General features: G+C 32.6%; 17 protein-coding genes. 15 read left to right on the forward strand and 2 right to left on the reverse strand.

What is annotated here, in order from left to right; all coding sequences use genetic code 11:
* The first annotated feature begins 135 nt into the window (after positions 1-135).
* Complete coding sequence (locus APR43_RS16860) at positions 136-1,038, forward strand: PhzF family phenazine biosynthesis protein (protein ID WP_053473077.1); 903 nt, start codon at positions 136-138, stop codon at positions 1,036-1,038.
* A gap of 3 nt (positions 1,039-1,041) precedes the next feature.
* Positions 1,042-1,536 (forward strand): SMI1/KNR4 family protein, encoded by a 495-nt coding sequence (locus APR43_RS16865; RefSeq protein ID WP_165590697.1) that lies wholly within the window; start codon positions 1,042-1,044, stop codon positions 1,534-1,536.
* Between the two features lie 55 nt (positions 1,537-1,591).
* On the opposite strand, the gene APR43_RS16870 is transcribed toward APR43_RS16865, so the two are convergent.
* Entirely contained in the window at positions 1,592-1,819 is a 228-nt protein-coding gene (locus APR43_RS16870; RefSeq protein WP_053473078.1) for a CDGSH iron-sulfur domain-containing protein, read from the reverse strand.
* A gap of 398 nt (positions 1,820-2,217) precedes the next feature.
* On the opposite strand from APR43_RS16870, the gene metG reads away from it, so the two are divergent.
* The 12 genes from metG (at position 2,218) to APR43_RS16940 (ending at position 14,413) form a co-directional block, all read left to right on the forward strand.
* Complete coding sequence (metG, locus tag APR43_RS16880; protein ID WP_053473080.1) at positions 2,218-4,272, forward strand: methionine--tRNA ligase; 2,055 nt, start codon at positions 2,218-2,220, stop codon at positions 4,270-4,272.
* Positions 4,273-4,434: 162 nt separating this feature from the next.
* Positions 4,435-4,671, forward strand: a complete 237-nt coding sequence (locus tag APR43_RS16885) for a hypothetical protein (protein ID WP_053473081.1) — start codon at positions 4,435-4,437, stop codon at positions 4,669-4,671.
* Positions 4,653-4,952, forward strand: a complete 300-nt coding sequence (locus tag APR43_RS16890; protein WP_053473082.1) for a type II toxin-antitoxin system RelE/ParE family toxin — start codon at positions 4,653-4,655, stop codon at positions 4,950-4,952. The genes APR43_RS16885 and APR43_RS16890 overlap by 19 nt, the downstream gene beginning before the upstream one ends.
* A 271-nt stretch (positions 4,953-5,223) precedes the next feature.
* A complete protein-coding gene (locus APR43_RS16895) occupies positions 5,224-5,499 on the forward strand; it encodes a hypothetical protein (protein WP_053473083.1) in 276 nt (91 codons plus the stop codon).
* A gap of 320 nt (positions 5,500-5,819) precedes the next feature.
* Positions 5,820-7,295: a hypothetical protein gene (locus tag APR43_RS16900; RefSeq protein WP_053473084.1), complete on the forward strand. Its 1,476-nt coding sequence runs from the start codon at positions 5,820-5,822 to the stop codon at positions 7,293-7,295.
* Between the two features lie 66 nt (positions 7,296-7,361).
* Positions 7,362-8,246 (forward strand): DMT family transporter, encoded by an 885-nt coding sequence (locus tag APR43_RS16905; protein WP_053473085.1) that lies wholly within the window; start codon positions 7,362-7,364, stop codon positions 8,244-8,246.
* A gap of 311 nt (positions 8,247-8,557) precedes the next feature.
* Entirely contained in the window at positions 8,558-9,268 is a 711-nt protein-coding gene (locus tag APR43_RS16910) for an HAD family hydrolase (protein ID WP_053473086.1), read from the forward strand.
* Complete coding sequence (locus APR43_RS16915; protein WP_053473087.1) at positions 9,265-9,897, forward strand: chloramphenicol acetyltransferase; 633 nt, start codon at positions 9,265-9,267, stop codon at positions 9,895-9,897. The genes APR43_RS16910 and APR43_RS16915 overlap by 4 nt, the downstream gene beginning before the upstream one ends.
* Positions 9,898-10,005: 108 nt before the next feature.
* Positions 10,006-11,136: an OmpA family protein gene (locus tag APR43_RS16920; protein WP_053473088.1), complete on the forward strand. Its 1,131-nt coding sequence runs from the start codon at positions 10,006-10,008 to the stop codon at positions 11,134-11,136.
* A 156-nt stretch (positions 11,137-11,292) separates the two neighbouring features.
* Entirely contained in the window at positions 11,293-12,750 is a 1,458-nt protein-coding gene (locus tag APR43_RS16925; RefSeq protein ID WP_053473089.1) for a hypothetical protein, read from the forward strand.
* A 94-nt stretch (positions 12,751-12,844) separates the two neighbouring features.
* Entirely contained in the window at positions 12,845-13,363 is a 519-nt protein-coding gene (locus APR43_RS16930; protein WP_053473090.1) for a ferritin, read from the forward strand.
* A gap of 357 nt (positions 13,364-13,720) precedes the next feature.
* Positions 13,721-14,413, forward strand: coding sequence for a DUF2461 domain-containing protein (locus APR43_RS16940; protein WP_053473092.1), 693 nt, complete (start codon positions 13,721-13,723; stop codon positions 14,411-14,413).
* Between the two features lie 109 nt (positions 14,414-14,522).
* On the opposite strand, the gene APR43_RS16945 is transcribed toward APR43_RS16940, so the two are convergent.
* On the reverse strand, positions 14,523-14,852 hold the full coding sequence (locus tag APR43_RS16945) for a single-stranded DNA-binding protein (RefSeq protein ID WP_053473093.1): 330 nt from the start codon (positions 14,850-14,852) through the stop codon (positions 14,523-14,525).
* 175 nt (positions 14,853-15,027) lie between these two features.
* Between APR43_RS16945 and APR43_RS16950 the strand changes: the two genes are divergently transcribed.
* Positions 15,028-16,551 (forward strand): carbon-nitrogen hydrolase family protein, encoded by a 1,524-nt coding sequence (locus APR43_RS16950; RefSeq protein ID WP_053473171.1) that lies wholly within the window; start codon positions 15,028-15,030, stop codon positions 16,549-16,551.
* The last annotated feature ends 2 nt before the right edge of the window (positions 16,552-16,553 follow it).

Raw genomic sequence — 16,553 nt, forward strand, 5'->3', positions numbered from 1 at the left:
TCAACCCGAAATTTTGAATTTTGAAAGTGAGCTTGTTTTAATAAAATAACTATAAAAATGGGTATTTTTCCTGTAGGTTAATTACAATAATAAACCGTAATTTTATTGCCTCAAAAAAAATAAAAGAAATAAAGAATGGAAGGAAGAAAAGCATTAGAATATTACGTTTTAGATGTATTTTCAAACGAAAGCTACAAGGGAAATCCACTTTCTGTGGTTTTTACCGATGGTAATTTAAAATTAGAAACCTATAAGGATATTTCTAAAGAATTTGGCTATTCTGAAACCTCTTTCGTATATTATTCTACAACCGAAAAAGCGCTGACTGTTCGTTCGTTTACTCCAACCGGAATTGAAATCGACGGCGCAGGACATAATTTATTAGGCGCTGTCTGCGGTGCTTTGTTAAAAGGAATGCCTATTTTTGAAGAGCAAAACGAAAGTGAACCTTTTGTAATTATGAAACGTTCCCCAATTCCGTTAACGGTAAGTTTTGATCCGGTTACTTTTTATCCAGTTGTTCAAATGCATCAAAAATCGGCAGTTATCAAACAAGAAATTCCAACTTATAGAATTGCGGTAGCCCTCGGTTTAAAAATTGAAGACTTAGATGTGAATTCTTTTGTGCCAACAATAGTTAAAACAGAAGTTGCACACACAATGGTTCCCATAAAAAATAGTCAATTACTTAATAGCTGTGTTCCAGATAATCAACTCTTAATCGAAATCTCAAAAGAATATAATTTTGAAGGTTTTTATTGTTTCACCATTGCCGATGAAGGTCAGGAACATATAGTCGAAACGAGATTTTTTAACCCAATAATCGGGATATACGAAGATCCGGCAACGGGAACAGCTGCAGGCCCGTTAATTGGCTTTTTAACACAAAAGAAATTCACTAAATCTGAGAAAGAGTATAAAATTCTTCAGGGCGTAAAATTAAAACAAGCGTCAATGATCGAAGTAATGAATCGTGAAGAGGATATTTTAGTAGGCGGTTCTTCGATAATTACGATGAAGGGGGAACTTTATATATAAAAGATGATTAAAGATTTACTTACAACTATTTCTGAACAAACAATTAAACACAAAGATTTTAATTTTACGTCTGAACAAATTGAAAACAATTGGCTGGGAACTATTTCAGCTACAGAAGAACAAATAAATAAAGCCGAAAACAAACTTGGAATAAAATTACCGCAAGATTATATCGAATTTATAAAAATAACTAATGGCTTCTCGGCTCCAAATGATATTGAACCAAGTTTTGAATCAATTGAAAATATTGACTATTTAAAAAATATTGAACCATTTGTAATTGAAGCATATTCATATCTGCCAGAATTAAAAAACGCTATTCTTATTGCAGGTATAGACGAAGAACAATATTTCTTATTACTTCCACCAGAATTAAAAGATGACGATTGGAAATATTGGAAATTTTCTAATTGGTTTCCGGGGGAACATCCTTATCAAAATCTAAAAGAATATTTTGAAGACGTTCTTCAATTTATAGTCGAAAATCACGAACCATAAAAAAAGCTGCATCTAGAAAATGCAGCTTTTTTTATATTCCAAACTAAGTAAAAATTTAGTTCGTTTTCATTGGCGGTAAATCAAACGCAACAGAATCATGTTCGAAATTGTTTCTGTGTCCTCCATCGCAAAATGGTTTGTTATTAGATAATCCGCAACGGCAAAGCCCAAGTGCAGATCTTCCTTGTAAACCGTACAGTCCTCCTTCTGGATCCATGATTTCAAAATCACCTTCTATTTTGATCGATCCGTTTTTATTGATGATTAATTTTGTCTTGCTCATAAACTTGTTTTTTTGTTTTTTTTCGGAAAGCAAAGATTGCGAAATAAATCCTGAAGATTTTACTGGTAATGCTAGTTTAAACTGGTTCTATTTTATTGAATTTTACCACAGAGAGTTTTCGCAGAGATTCGCGGAGTTTTTTATTTTTTGAATCTCGCAAAGTCGCAGAGACGCAAAGCTTTGTTTCACGAAGATTGCGCAGATTTAAGTAAAAATCATTTTAATCCTTTTAATCTGTGGCTAAAATTAAAAAACTTTGCGTCTCTGCGACTTTGCGAGATTATTTCGCCACAACAACAAAAATCTTTGCGAATCTCTACGAAAACTCTCTGCGAATCTTTGCGTAATAACAAAATCTCAATTCTATTGCTTATTTTTGCACTCAATAAAATTGAGTTATGATACAAAATCCAAAGAGATATACTATTACTGCGGCATTACCTTACACTAATGGACCAATCCATATTGGTCATTTGGCGGGGGTTTACGTGCCTGCCGATATATATTCGAGATATTTGCGTTTGCAAAATAAAGATGTTGCTTTTATCTGCGGAAGCGATGAACACGGTGTTGCAATTTCGATGAAAGCAAAAAAAGAAGGAATTACACCACAAGAAGTTATAGATAAATATGACGGAATTATTCGCAAATCATTTTCTGATTTCGGAATTTCATTCGATAATTATTCAAGAACTTCGGCAAAAGTTCATCATGATACAGCATCGGAATTCTTTAGGACTTTGTATGATAAAGGAGATTTTATTGAAGAAGTAACGGAGCAATTATACGATGCAAAAGCAAATCAGTTTCTTGCAGATCGCTTTGTGGTTGGAACTTGCCCAAGATGCGGTAATGATGGAGCTTATGGAGATCAATGTGAAAATTGCGGATCTACTCTAAATGCGACTGATTTAATTAATCCGAAATCGACAATTACCGGAGAAACTCCAATTTTAAAAGAAACAAAACACTGGTTTTTACCTTTAGACCGTTATTCTGATTTCTTGACAGAATGGATTTTGGTTGGACATAAAAACGACTGGAAACCTAACGTTTACGGACAAGTTAAATCATGGATCGACGGCGGACTTGAGCCTCGTGCCGTAACGCGTGACCTTGATTGGGGAATTGATGTTCCGGTTGAAGGTGCAGAAGGAAAAAAATTATATGTTTGGTTTGATGCGCCTATCGGATACATTTCGTCTACGAAAGAATGGGCGGCAGAAAAAGGAAAAGACTGGGAACCGTATTGGAAAGATAAAGACACGAAACTGGTTCACTTTATTGGGAAAGACAATATTGTTTTTCACTGTATCATTTTCCCTGCAATGCTTAAAGCCGAAGGAAGCTATATTTTACCAGACAACGTTCCGGCAAATGAGTTCCTGAATTTAGAAGGAAATAAACTTTCGACTTCTAAAAATTGGGCGGTTTGGTTACATGAATATTTAGAAGATTTCCCAGAGAAACAAGATGTTTTGCGTTACGCATTAACATCAAATGCTCCTGAAACAAAGGATAACGATTTTACATGGAAAGATTTCCAAGCGAGAAATAACAATGAATTAGTTGCCATTTTTGGAAACTTCATTAATCGTGTTGTGGTTTTAACTAACAAATATTACGAAGGTGTTATTCCAACCCCAAATGAGTTTTCAGAAATTGACGAAGCAACTTTAGCAGAATTAAAAGCGTATCCGGCGGTTATTTCAAGTTCTGTTGAGCGTTACAGATTCCGTGAAGCTTTAGGCGAATTGATGAATGTTGCCCGTTTAGGGAACAAATATCTTGCCGATGAAGAGCCTTGGAAAGTAATGAAAGATGATCCGGAACGTGTAAAAACTCAAATGTATGTTGCACTTCAAATTGCTGCTGCATTGAGCGTTTTGTCTGAACCGTTTTTACCTTTTACAGCAAATAAACTTTCGAAAATTTTAAATATCAAAGATTTAAGTTGGAATTTGGAATTTGAAGATTGGAATTTATATCCTGAAGGTCACAAAATTGGTGAAGCAGAATTACTTTTTGCTAAAATAGAAGACGAAGAAATACAAAAACAAATAGATAAATTGGAAGCTACAAAAACCGCAAATCTTGCCGAAAATAAACAAGCTGAACCTCAAAAAGATTTAATTCAGTTTGATGATTTTGCCAAAATGGATATTCGTATTGGAACCATTCTTGAGGCCGAAAAAATGCCAAAAGCAAACAAACTTTTGGTTCTTAAAGTTGATACAGGAATTGACGTTCGCACAATTGTTTCGGGAATTGCCGAAAGTTTTTCTCCAGAAGAAATCATAGGAAAACGTGTTTCTGTTTTAGCTAATTTAGCACCAAGAGCTTTACGTGGAGTTGAAAGTCAGGGAATGATTTTAATGACAACAAATGCCGAAGGAAAATTGGTTTTTGTAAATCCTGATGCTGATGCGCCAAATGGAGCTACTGTAAACTAAAGAAATTTAATTTATTTCGATAAATAACTATTTAAAAGAAAGTTATCAGCCAAAAAAATCTGGCAGATAACTTTCTTTATTTAAACATCATTGTATAAATTATCGCAATCGATTATACTATCTAAGAATAAATCTTTAATTTTGAGTATATAAAGAAATATTATGGACTTGACTGCACAAATAAAAAAGAATTTAATATCGAGAATCAAAGATTCTACGGATTTGAATTTCCTAAATGCACTTCAAACCATTTTTGATTCATCTGAACAAGAGCTTTATGAATTGTCAAATGATCAAAAAACGGCAATTGAAACTAGTCGTACAGAGATCAAAAATGGAAATTTTCATAAAAATGAAGAAGTAATTTCAGAAATGCGAGAATGGCTAAAAAAGAAATAGTTTGGTCTTCTTTGGCTAAACTGCAACTACAAAATGTTCTTGAATACTACTTCAATAGAAATGAAAGCCCAACTTACAGCTTAAAACTGCTAAATGAAGTTGAAGATTTATTAAATACACTTTCAAATTCAGAACTAATTGGAAGACTTACTTCAAACAAAATTACACGTGTTGTTTCTATGAAAGTCTATCTAATATTTTACGAAATAAATGAAAATCAAATTGAAATAGTATCTTTTTGGGATAATCGTCAAGATATTAAAAACAGAAAGGTAAAATAATGGATAACAGATTCACGGTAAACTAAAATTCTTTTTACAGAATCAAAATATTAAAACATGAGAAATTTCTCATGTTTTTTACTTTTATATGAGTTTATAGTTGTAAGTTTGTCTTGCAAAAATACAGTAAGGAGTAATCCTTGAAACTTTTTAAAGTTAACATAAGCGAACCCTCGCCATGATGTCCCTACGGAAACAAAGGGAAACCTATCCTTACGGGTATTTTTGCACATCTAAAGCGAGGGTTTCGTGCGTTTATATTTTTCCGGTTATGCAAAGAGAAAATGAAAAAACAACAGAAACGGCTGTAATGACAGCAATGGCAAAATTCCTTTCAGATCTTTGGTCTGTAGATGATTTTAGAGATCAACACGAATGTTTGTCTGAAATTTTCGAGACAATTCTGTTAACTGAAATGGGCGACGATCAAGATCTGAGAATCAGAATGATAAACTCCATTCGAACCAGTAAAATGTTAGCAGAAACGCTCGGCTCTTTTTCTGATACGGAAATTAACAATGCCTGCAGGAAAATCATGAATGCATAATACCACACAAAAACAAATTTAATCCTCATTTTATTATAATACGAATCAAGAGAAATGTGCCGTTAGGCACAAAATATCGGTAGAAAACACTGGATAAATACAGCGTGCCGTAGGTACGCAACAAAATAACCATTGCGTACCTACGGCACGCCAACGAATTTCAAAACCTAATTGGCTACCGACATTTTGTGCCTAACGGCACATTTCTCTTGATTCGTTTTATTAAAAATGTGACCTTCGCCAAAAATAAAATTATCAATTATCTACGCTTAAATGATTAATCATATATTCGTAAAAATTAGAATTAACAAAACTTACCAATGATAAAAAAGGCATCCCTTATTGTTTTATTATTAAACAGTTTCTTTTCATTTTCACAAGAAATGATAAAAGAATTTGATTTAAAACTGGAAAAGAAAAGAGACTTTTTTCAGGTCGTTAATGAAAATAAAAAAGAAATTATTTTGTTTTTGAATGATAAAGAAAAAGTTACTTCTATACGATTCGATGAAAAGTTCAACATAAAAGATTCTCTCTCGTCTGCAAGACCTGAGAAAATGTATGAGGAAATCATTGGATACAGTCAGAATGAAAATGATTACTTTGTTTTTTGGGGATCAAAAGACAGAAAAAAGATCAATTCTCAATACTTTAATTTTACAACAAAAGAAACCAAAACAACTTCTGTGAGTTTAGAATTAAAAAAAGAAAAAATAATTAAAGAACTCACAATAAACAATGTGTTTTACCTCATCACGATTGTTAAAAATACAAGTATTATTAAGTTTTATATTTCCGACAATAACGGCAGCCTGAACGAAAAGACATTAGACTTATCTCATTTAGAGTTCAGGAATATATATGACAAGCCAGCAGATTTATATACCGTTTTAACAGATGAATCGTCAGAACCATCTTTCCAAAATATAGCTAATGACAGTCCGCCATCACTCGCATTGAGTGCTAAAACATATAAAATTTACACTTACAGTCCCAATGAAATTATTTTTACATTGGATAATACCGCAAAGGCGACTCAGGTTTTAAGAATTAATCTTCAAAATTACACTTCAGATCTTAAATTTATTACACAACCAAAAACTCAGAGAGGAGAATATGGTTCATTAATATTTAAATCGAATTCATTTTTAATTGACAATAAAATTATTCAGTTAAAAACTAATGCTTTTGTTTTATTTGTTACTATTAGTGATTTAAATGACAATAAAATTAAGGAATATAAGGTTTTACATGATCAGGAAATAGACTTTAAAAACTCTGACTTTTTTCAGGAAAGCAATGGTATCAATAATCAAAAGACTATTGAAAATACAGAAAAGTTTCTTCGCAAAATCCATAACTATCCCAGTATATCCAGCTATAACTTAAATGGAATTTATTATACTTCAATAGGAAGTTCTGTAGATAAATCTCATGCTAGTGGCGGTGGAATGGGTGCTGCAGGTATTGGAATGGGTGCTGGCGGGATGGTTCCTGTTTATTATGGCGGTGGTTATACAGTAGAAAATCTGGTTTCTTATAAAGATAAAATTGTATTTTACACTAATTGTTTATTCGATTCTAATTTTAATCATGTTAATGGCGAAATAAAAAATTCGGCTTTTGATAAAGTTAGAATTTTTCTTGAAGAAAATAAAGATATTCGCGAAACTGTTTCAATGTTTACTACAAGTTTGTATAAAGATTTAATACTTTTCAAATTCAACAATAGTTTATATCTTGGGAACTACAATAAAACAAATAAAAAATACCAAATTTTCAGTTTTACTGAATAATAACAATACGCAATTATAGTTTTTCAATTAAGAATATTTTTTTGAAAAGCCCAAATAAAATCAAAAATGAAAATCACCAAACCAAGATTAGCCTTAATCTGCGGTATACTTTGCATTTCGATTTTTCCTATATTGGTTAAATTACGTTTAACGCCGGGATTAATTTCGGCTTTTTACCGAATGTTTTTTGCAGTTGTTTTGCTTTTGCCATATGTTGTTTTAAGTAAAAACTTTAAACTTCCGAGTTTGAAATTTGCACTTTTGGCAATACTTTGCGGAGTTTTATTTTCTTCGGATGTTGCGGTTTGGAATATCGCCATTCAGGATTCGAGTGCAACTCAGGCTTCTTTACTCACAAATTTATCTCCGGTTTGGGTTGGAATTGGTTCCTTTTTATTTCTGAAATCAAAACCAGCAACAAACTTTTGGATTGGAACAATTGTTTCTTTATTCGGAATGGTGACTTTGGTTGGGTTTGAATTTTTTATTGATCTCAATTTCGATCAGGCTTTTCTATTTGCTGTTTTATCCGGAATCTTATATTCGATCTATCTTTTGGTCAGCAAAAATGTACTTTCTCAAGTCGATGTTTTATCGTTTATGACAATTAGCTTAACCGCATCAAGTATATATTTAGGAATTCTTTGTTATTCACTAAACGAACCTTTTACAGGATTTTCAAATACAGGCTGGTTTGTACTGGTTCTTCAAGCTGTAATTTGTCAATTGTGCGCCTGGCTTTCGATTAGTTACGCCACGCAGCACATGCGAGCAACCAGAGTTTCATTAAGTTTATTGAGTCAGGCTGTAATTACCTCTATTTTAGCTTGGTTATTTTTAGAAGAAAAAATAACTTTACAAATGGTTTTCGGCGGAATCGTTTTACTTTTCGGAATCCGAATTACATTTTACGATAAGACTATTTCTTTAAAGAGGTTGTTTTCTAAATAATTTGGTTCACTGATTTTACGGATTAAACCGGTTTACGCTGATTGATTTTTAAATTTGCTTAGAAAAGTTCTCCCGCAGATTGAGCAGATTGAGCAGATTTATTTTTTAAAAAATCCTTAAAATCATTTTAATCTGTGGCAAAAAAATTAGTGAAAATTAGTGCAATTCGTGGCAAAAAACTTTTCACGCAGATTCAGCAGATTTGAGCAGATTCAAAAAATCATTTTAATCTTTTAATCTGTGGCAAAAAAACCTGAAACAAAGAAAACCTGAAACCTGAAACAAAAAAAAAAACCTGAAACAAAAAACATATGTTACATAAAAGCAAAATACCAAACTTAAAAGTAATCGCATTTGATGCCGATGATACTTTATTTGTAAACGAACCTTATTTTCAGGAAACAGAACACAAGTTTTGCACTTTGATGGAAGATTATCTTTCGCATCAGGGAATTTCTCAGGAATTATTTAAAATCGAAATTGCAAATCTTCCTTTATACGGTTACGGAATTAAAGGTTATATTCTTTCGATGATCGAAGCGGCGATGAACATTTCAAACAATACAATTCCGGTTGAAGTGATCGAAAAGATAATTCAGTACGGAAAAGAATTGCTTGAAAAACCAATTGAGCTTCTAGACGGAATAGAAGAAACGCTGCAGGCTTTACATGGAAAATATAAATTGGTAGTTGCCACAAAAGGCGATTTAAAAGATCAGCACAGCAAATTGCATCGTTCTGGTTTGGGTCATTATTTTCACCATATCGAAGTAATGTCAGACAAACAGGAAATCGATTACGAGAAACTACTTGGTCGTTTAGATATTCAGGCACATGAATTTTTGATGATCGGAAATTCATTAAAATCAGATATTCTGCCAGTTTTAGAAATTGGCGGTTATGCCATTCACATTCCGTTTCACACCACTTGGGAACACGAAAAAATAAACCATAAAGTTGAACACGAACATTTTAGTTCATTCGAAAAGATTACAGAAGTAGTCCATAATTTAATAAAATGAAAACACTTTTAGACTTAGAAAACTGGAACAGAAAAGAGCATTTTGCACATTTTAAACAAATGGAAGAGCCGTTTTTTGGCGCAACTGTCGAAATTGACTGCACCAAAGCATATCAAACTGCCAAAGAACTTAAGGTTTCCTTTTTCATTTTCTACTTACATAAAACACTGGTTGCTGTAAATGCGATCGAAAATTTCAGGTACAGAATTGCCGATGACAAGATATATATTAATGACCGCATCGATGTTTCGGCAACAATTGGCCGAGAAGACGGCACTTTCGGATTTTCATTAATTGAATACAATCCTGATTTTAAAATCTTCGAGAAAAATGCCCTTGCAGAAATCGAACGCATTCAAAACACAACCGGACTTTTTACAAGATCTTTTGATGATGATAATGTAATTCATTTTTCGGCAATACCGTGGTTGAATTTCACCTCACTTTCGCACGCCAGGAGTTATACATTTCCAGACAGCTGCCCTAAAGTTTCCTTTGGTAAAATGATAACATCTGAGACCGGAAAACGTACCATTGCAATGTCTGTTCATGTACATCATGGTTTAATGGACGGCTTACACGTAGGTCAATTTGTAGATTTGCTTCAGGATCAGATGAATAAAAAATAATCCTTATCTTACTTTTTGTCTTATTTTAATACTTTAAAACCTTTTATTGGAATAGCTAAGCAGTATTAAATTCGTTGGTTTGGGGAAAATTTTAAAACTCAAATTACAATGAAAAAATCTGTAATTATTCTCGCATTTGCTTTAGGCTTAACAGGCGTAAATGCACAAACAGAAACAAATTCTTCGAACAATTACAATAAGTGGTCTATAGAATTTGCTGGTGGTGTAAACAAGCCTCAAAAACCATTTTCTGACGGTTACTTTACAAGTACCCCAAGTCCATGGGTTGGTGATTTAGGAGTACGTTACATGTTCAATAACAAATTTGGTTTGAAAGCTGATTTTGGTTATAACAGCTTCAAAGGTAAAAGCAACTCTTTAGATTTTGATTCAAAATACTACAGAGTAGATTTACAAGCTGTTGCGAACTTAGGGCGTATCATGAATTTTGAAACATGGACTAACACTATTGGTTTATTAGGACATGCTGGTTTTGGTTATTCTCAATTGAGAAATGACAATTTTAGAGGAGCAGACGAAATGGGTAACTTTATTGCTGGTGTAACTGGTCAAATAAAATTATCAAACAGACTTGCTTTAACCGGAGATTTCTCTACAATCTTTAACGCATCTCAGGATCGTTCTTTTGACGGAGCTTATCTTCCTGAAAACAGAGGTTACTCTGGATTAATTTTCAATGGTACAGTTGGATTAACTGTTTATTTAGGTAAAAACACTAAACATGCTGACTGGACTGTAGTTTCTGAAAATGTTGATCTTTCTGCGTATGACAACAAAATCGCTGATCTTGAAAACAGAATCAAAAACATGCCGGAAAAACAGGTTATCGTAGAAAAACCGGTTACAAACAATGTTGTTAATGAAAGAGATGTTGTTAAAGATTTGATTAATGACAAGTATTACAGTGTATACTTTGATTTCAACAAAGCAACTCCTATTGAAAATTCAACTGCTGCAATTGATGTTGTTTTATCTTATTTAAGAAAAAACCCTTCAGCATCTCTTGATATTATTGGATATGCTGACCAGGTTGGAAAAGCAGACTACAATGAGAAATTATCAAATGCAAGAGCAGAAAACGTGAAAAAGATTCTAACTCAAGCTGGAATTGCTTCTTCAAGATTAAATGTTGTTGCTGCAGGATCTGATACTTCAATCCAAAAAGATTCAGACGAAGCTAGAAGATTAGCTAGAAGAGTTACTTTTAAAGTAAAATAATTCCTTTAAAAAGTAATAAATTCAAAAGCCCGAAAGTTAATTCTTTCGGGCTTTTTTGTTTTTTATTGTGTCAAAATATCTATTCCGCTTTCTATTCATAAATTATAATCACAATTATTTGATTAAATTTGGAATAATATTTGCCCGTAAAAACCCATGAAAAAACTTGTACTTTTTTTGCTTTTACTTTCTAAATCAGTATTGTTAAGCCAGACAGTATTGAATTCATTTCCGTTAAACTTAAACAACGCTCTGGAAGATGGTCAAATTTTAAATGTTGAAGATGTAAAAACGCACAATATTTATGTTTTTGCCGCCGATGATAAAAAGGTCAACATTTTAAAATATAACAAATCACTATTTCTCACCAATCAATTTACAGATTCTATAAAAAGTGTAGAAAAGAGATCCCTAATTGGCTGCAGCATTAATGAAGATGGTAATCCCCTGCTTTATTGGAGTTCTCAGAATTTAAGAAATATCAGAATCGTTAAATATTTTTTGGAAACAAAAACTTCGCGATCTTTAAATTTCGATTTTCCAGAAGGCAATGAATATATTATAACGAGTTTTCAAAAAAACAATAATTTTTATGTTCTGGCTAAAGAAAAAAGCCAGCAGCATCTTCTGCTTTATGAATTTAAAAATGGAAACTGTGAAATAAAAATGTTTGACTTTTCAGGTTTTAAATTTCAAACCGAAAAAGGACAAAACTTAACTTTTAATTCTCTTATTCGATATTATCCCATTCAAAAAATGGAGTTAAATGATTTTAATCCTCTTGATAAGGCTTCAAACATAAACAAAATGTATGTTCTTGACGATCATATTCTTTTGACATTTGATTATAGTTTTCAAAAAACACAGGTTTTCGATCTCAACATAAAAACACTTGAAATTACAGAGAAAAATTTTAATCAGCCTGCTTCTCTTAAAACCTCTAAAACTTCCAATTCATTTTATAATCAAAATAAACTCTACCAAATTAAGGCCAACAGCGACGAGTTTTTATTTGATATAAAAGATTTCGAGTCAGGAAAAGTGATTAAAAACATTTCGGTTTCAAAAAATGATACTATCCGTTTTAAAAATTCGCCTTTGTTTCTTCAAACAAATAATAATAAACCTCAGGAATTAAAAACTACGGCTAAATTCCTGAAACAATTAGCAGACTTGAGCGTTGGAGTTTCTGTTTTAGAGAACAGAAAAAACAGTTATTTGACATTTGGAGGTTATGTAGAATATATTGTTTCGAATTTTGAATACGGGCAAAATGATTTTTATGATGCCGGAAACTCCTATTATTCACAAAACAAAATGGTTTTCTTTGATGCTGTACTGAACGAAAACAATGATTTTTTGACTGCAGTAAAATCAGAACCTCTGGCAATTGATAACATTTTCTATTATTTAAGTACAAATAAAAATGTATTGCTTCAAAACATTATAAAATTAAAAGACTACTCCATTTTGAGCTATTATGATGATACTCAAAAGCAATTTATAATTCGTAAATTCACAGATGGTTTTATAAGAGAAGACAACGGAAACCCAATTATGAACAAGTCTATATTCTCGAAACCGGCATCTTTTGGGCAAATCAAAACCCATTAAATTTATAAATAATTAACCCAAATGTCTCAATGTTTTAGAGGTTTGAAAAAATGGTTTGGAATATTTTAGTTAATTTTACAAAAAAGACATCATTATGCTATCAAAAAATATTGAAACAGCTTTAAATAAGCAGATCCGCATAGAAGCAGAATCTTCGCAAACTTATCTTTCTATGGCTTGTTGGGCTGAAGTACACGGATTAGAAGGAATCTCTCAATTTATGTACACACAATCAGACGAAGAGCGTGCACATATGCTTAAATTAGTAAAATATGTGAACGAACGCGGAGGACATGCTCTCATCACAGATCTAAAAGCACCTAAAATAACCTATTCTACTTTTAAAGAAATGTTTGAGGAGCTTTATAATCATGAAATTTTTGTTTCGCAATCTATCAACGAATTAGTACACATAACTTTTGAAGAAAAAGATTATGCAACACATAATTTCTTACAATGGTATGTTTCTGAACAAATCGAAGAAGAAGCTACAGCTAAATCTATTTTAGATAAAATCAATTTGATTGGTGAAGATAAAGGCGGACTTTATTTGTTTGACCGTGACATTCAGCAATTAACAGTTACAAGTTCGATTGCCATCAACCCAAAATAAAAAAGTTAAAGTTTATTTAGAACATTTAAAAATAACTTTTTTCTTTTATATTTGTCTCTGTTTTTAATAATACAGAGGAAAATTGGGCAAGAAAGAGAAAGATAAGGACAAGAAAAAGGATAAAAAGAAAAAAAAGAACGCTGTTATCCTTGATAAGATCAAGAAGATTGAAAACTGTAAATCTTCTTGTTGTGAGAAATATAAAAAGAGTGAAAAGAAACGCTGCTCACGCTGTCCTATGTTTGATTTATTCAAAAAAACTGCTTAACGAAATATAGAAAACCCACCAGGAAATCTGGTGGGTTTTTAATTTTAATTATATTCGTCTTCTGATTTTAAAAAAGTCGCTATTGCATTATGAAAAACCAAATCATTATACCAAAATCAAGTCTTGATTTTTTATATCAACTGAAACAAAACAATAACAAACCCTGGTTTGAAGAGAATAAACCAAAGTATTTAATCGAATTAAATCACATTGAAACTTTTGCAGAAGCACTTCTTAAGGAACTTTCAAAAGCAGATGTTTTAGAAACTCAATCTGGAAAGAGAAGCGTTTATAGAATTTATCGCGACATTCGTTTCTCTAAAGATAAAACGCCATTTAAAGCTTATTGGGGCGGAAGTTATAAAAGAGCCACAAGCGCACGCCGAGGCGGATATTATTTTCATATCGAAAAAGGAAACACTTCATTAATCGGTGGTTTTTGGGGACCAAATGCTGCTGATCTAAAACGTATAAGAAGCGAGTTTGCCCACGATCCTGAAACATTCCAAAAAATATTAAACTCAAAATCTTTTAAAAGCACTTTTGGAGTTCTGCAAGGCGAACAGCTTAAAACAGCACCAAAAGGTTTTGACAAAGATCACGAAGCCATAGATTTATTACGTTTTAAACAATATTTGATTATCAAACGATTTTCAGATGAGGAAGTTTTGAGTCCGCAGTTTTTAGAACATGCTTTAGAAACTTTCAAAAACATGAGACCCTTTTTCGATTATATGAGTGAAGTCCTTTCGACAGATATAAATGGAGCTTCGGTTTTATAAATTTCAACACAAAAGTTAAACCCGACAGGTTTTAAAAACCTGTCGGGTTTGTTGTAAAGACAAGTTAGTAATAAACCTGTCGGGTTTCGCGGCGTTTAGGCAAGATTATCTATTTAAGCAGTAAAATCTCGTTTACAACAACTTCGGTAACATATCTTTTTTCTCCATTTTTGTCATCGTAACTTCTGTGCGTTAACTTTCCGTCAACTGCGACTTCTTTTCCCTTCACTACAAATTTCTCAATGATTTCGGCAGTTTTCCCCCAGGCTGTAACTCGGTGCCATTCGGTTTGTTCTACTTTTTCGCCTTTATCATTTTTGTAAATCTCGTTTGTTGCGATACTCAAATGAACCAGTTTTCTTCCGTTTTCTAATGTTCTAATTTCAGGATCTTGTCCTACGTTACCAATAAGTTGTATTCTGTTTTTCATTGCATTCATGGCGTATACTATTTAAATGTTTCTATAAAAATTCGCTGATTAATTTCAACGAGGCAAAGGTGCGGTCGTTGTCCTGAAATATTCGGTTGCAAACTATTTACTTTCGGTTGTAAATATTTGTAAGCGTTTGTAAATGGAAGTTATTTTTGCTATATTTGAGAGAAATCGTACATATATGCAGAAAGAAATTAAAAAAGTTGAGTTACGAAACCTTGCGTTTGAAGATTACAAACAATTGAAAAATTCAATGGTTGAATCGTATCCAGAAATGGCGAACTCCTACTGGAGATCAAATGATATAAAAAAACTACTCTCAATATTTCCCGAAGGACAATTGGTAATCTTAGTCGACGGCGTTGTTGTAGGCTCGGCATTATCGTTAATTGTTGATGAAAAACTAGTCGATAAACGACACAATTACAGACAAATTGTTGGTGATTATTCTTTTTCCACCCATAATCCTGACGGTGAAATTTTATACGGAATTGATGTTTTTATTCATCCCAACTATCGCGGACTACGTTTGGGCCGACGTCTTTATGATGCCAGAAAAGAACTTTGCGAACAATTAAACTTAAAAGCTATTGTTTTTGCAGGCAGAATCCCGAACTACAATCAATATTCTAAAAAATTTTCTCCTAGAACTTATATTGAAAAAGTAAAAGACAAAGAACTTCATGATCCTGTTCTATCTTTTCAGTTAAGTAATGATTTTCATGTTCTCCGCATCATCAAAAATTATTTGGAAGGAGACGAAGAATCAAAAGAGTTTGCAGTTCTTCTGGAATGGAACAACGTTTATTATGATGAAAGTCCAAAATTGATTAATTCTGAAAAAAGTATTATTCGTTTGGGACTAATTCAATGGCAGATGCGTCAGCTTAATAATGTTGAAGCTCTTTTTGAACAGGCCGAATTTTTCATTGATGTCGTTTCCGGTTATGGAAGCGATTTTGCATTATTTCCGGAACTTTTTATCGCTCCTTTAATGGCCGATTACAATCATTTATCTGAAGCCGAAGCGATTCGGGAATTGGCAAGACATTCAGATCCTATTCGAAAACGTTTCCAGGAATTTGCTATTTCATACAATATCAACATCATCACAGGAAGTATGCCGCATCTCGAGAATGGTATTTTATACAATGTTGGCTTTTTATGTAAAAGAGACGGAACTTCTGAAATGTATTCTAAAATACATATAACGCCAAATGAAGTGCATCATTGGGGAATGAAAGGCGGATCTGAGTTTAAAACCTATGACACAGATTGCGGTAAAATTGGAATTTTAATTTGCTACGATGTCGAATTCCCTGAACTTTCAAGATTACTGGCCGATGAAGGAATGAATATTCTTTTTGTTCCATTTTTAACCGATACCCAAAATGCTTATACACGAGTTAAGCATTGTTCACAGGCACGCGCGATTGAAAATGAATGTTACGTTGCCATTGCCGGCTGCGTTGGAAATCTTCCGAAGGTAAACAACATGGACATTCAATATGCACAGGCTTCGGTTTTTACACCTTCTGATTTTGCTTTTCCAAGTAACGGAATCAAAGCAGAAGCAACTCCAAATACTGAAATGACACTTATCGTTGACGTCGATTTAAATTTATTAAAACATCTTCATGAACATGGAAGTGTGCGAATTTTAAAAGACAGACGAACAGATTTATATCAAATTAATAAATTGTAATC

Origin of the sequence: Flavobacterium sp. NLM, from assembly GCF_002210235.1 — a bacterium.
In the GTDB taxonomy this organism is placed as follows: domain Bacteria; phylum Bacteroidota; class Bacteroidia; order Flavobacteriales; family Flavobacteriaceae; genus Flavobacterium; species Flavobacterium panici.

Bases quoted from the DNA above. Each gene is read 5' to 3' on its own strand.
- APR43_RS16860 (WP_053473077.1), top strand. From the start codon at position 136: ATGGAAGGAAGAAAAGCATTAGAATATTACGTTTTAGATGTATTTTCA.
- APR43_RS16865 (WP_165590697.1), top strand. From the start codon at position 1,042: ATGATTAAAGATTTACTTACAACTATTTCTGAACAAACAATTAAACAC.
- APR43_RS16870 (WP_053473078.1), bottom strand. From the start codon at position 1,819: ATGAGCAAGACAAAATTAATCATCAATAAAAACGGATCGATCAAAATA.
- metG (WP_053473080.1), top strand. From the start codon at position 2,218: ATGATACAAAATCCAAAGAGATATACTATTACTGCGGCATTACCTTAC.
- APR43_RS16885 (WP_053473081.1), top strand. From the start codon at position 4,435: ATGGACTTGACTGCACAAATAAAAAAGAATTTAATATCGAGAATCAAA.
- APR43_RS16890 (WP_053473082.1), top strand. From the start codon at position 4,653: ATGGCTAAAAAAGAAATAGTTTGGTCTTCTTTGGCTAAACTGCAACTA.
- APR43_RS16895 (WP_053473083.1), top strand. From the start codon at position 5,224: ATGCAAAGAGAAAATGAAAAAACAACAGAAACGGCTGTAATGACAGCA.
- APR43_RS16900 (WP_053473084.1), top strand. From the start codon at position 5,820: ATGATAAAAAAGGCATCCCTTATTGTTTTATTATTAAACAGTTTCTTT.
- APR43_RS16905 (WP_053473085.1), top strand. From the start codon at position 7,362: ATGAAAATCACCAAACCAAGATTAGCCTTAATCTGCGGTATACTTTGC.
- APR43_RS16910 (WP_053473086.1), top strand. From the start codon at position 8,558: ATGTTACATAAAAGCAAAATACCAAACTTAAAAGTAATCGCATTTGAT.
- APR43_RS16915 (WP_053473087.1), top strand. From the start codon at position 9,265: ATGAAAACACTTTTAGACTTAGAAAACTGGAACAGAAAAGAGCATTTT.
- APR43_RS16920 (WP_053473088.1), top strand. From the start codon at position 10,006: ATGAAAAAATCTGTAATTATTCTCGCATTTGCTTTAGGCTTAACAGGC.
- APR43_RS16925 (WP_053473089.1), top strand. From the start codon at position 11,293: ATGAAAAAACTTGTACTTTTTTTGCTTTTACTTTCTAAATCAGTATTG.
- APR43_RS16930 (WP_053473090.1), top strand. From the start codon at position 12,845: ATGCTATCAAAAAATATTGAAACAGCTTTAAATAAGCAGATCCGCATA.
- APR43_RS16940 (WP_053473092.1), top strand. From the start codon at position 13,721: ATGAAAAACCAAATCATTATACCAAAATCAAGTCTTGATTTTTTATAT.
- APR43_RS16945 (WP_053473093.1), bottom strand. From the start codon at position 14,852: ATGAATGCAATGAAAAACAGAATACAACTTATTGGTAACGTAGGACAA.
- APR43_RS16950 (WP_053473171.1), top strand. From the start codon at position 15,028: ATGCAGAAAGAAATTAAAAAAGTTGAGTTACGAAACCTTGCGTTTGAA.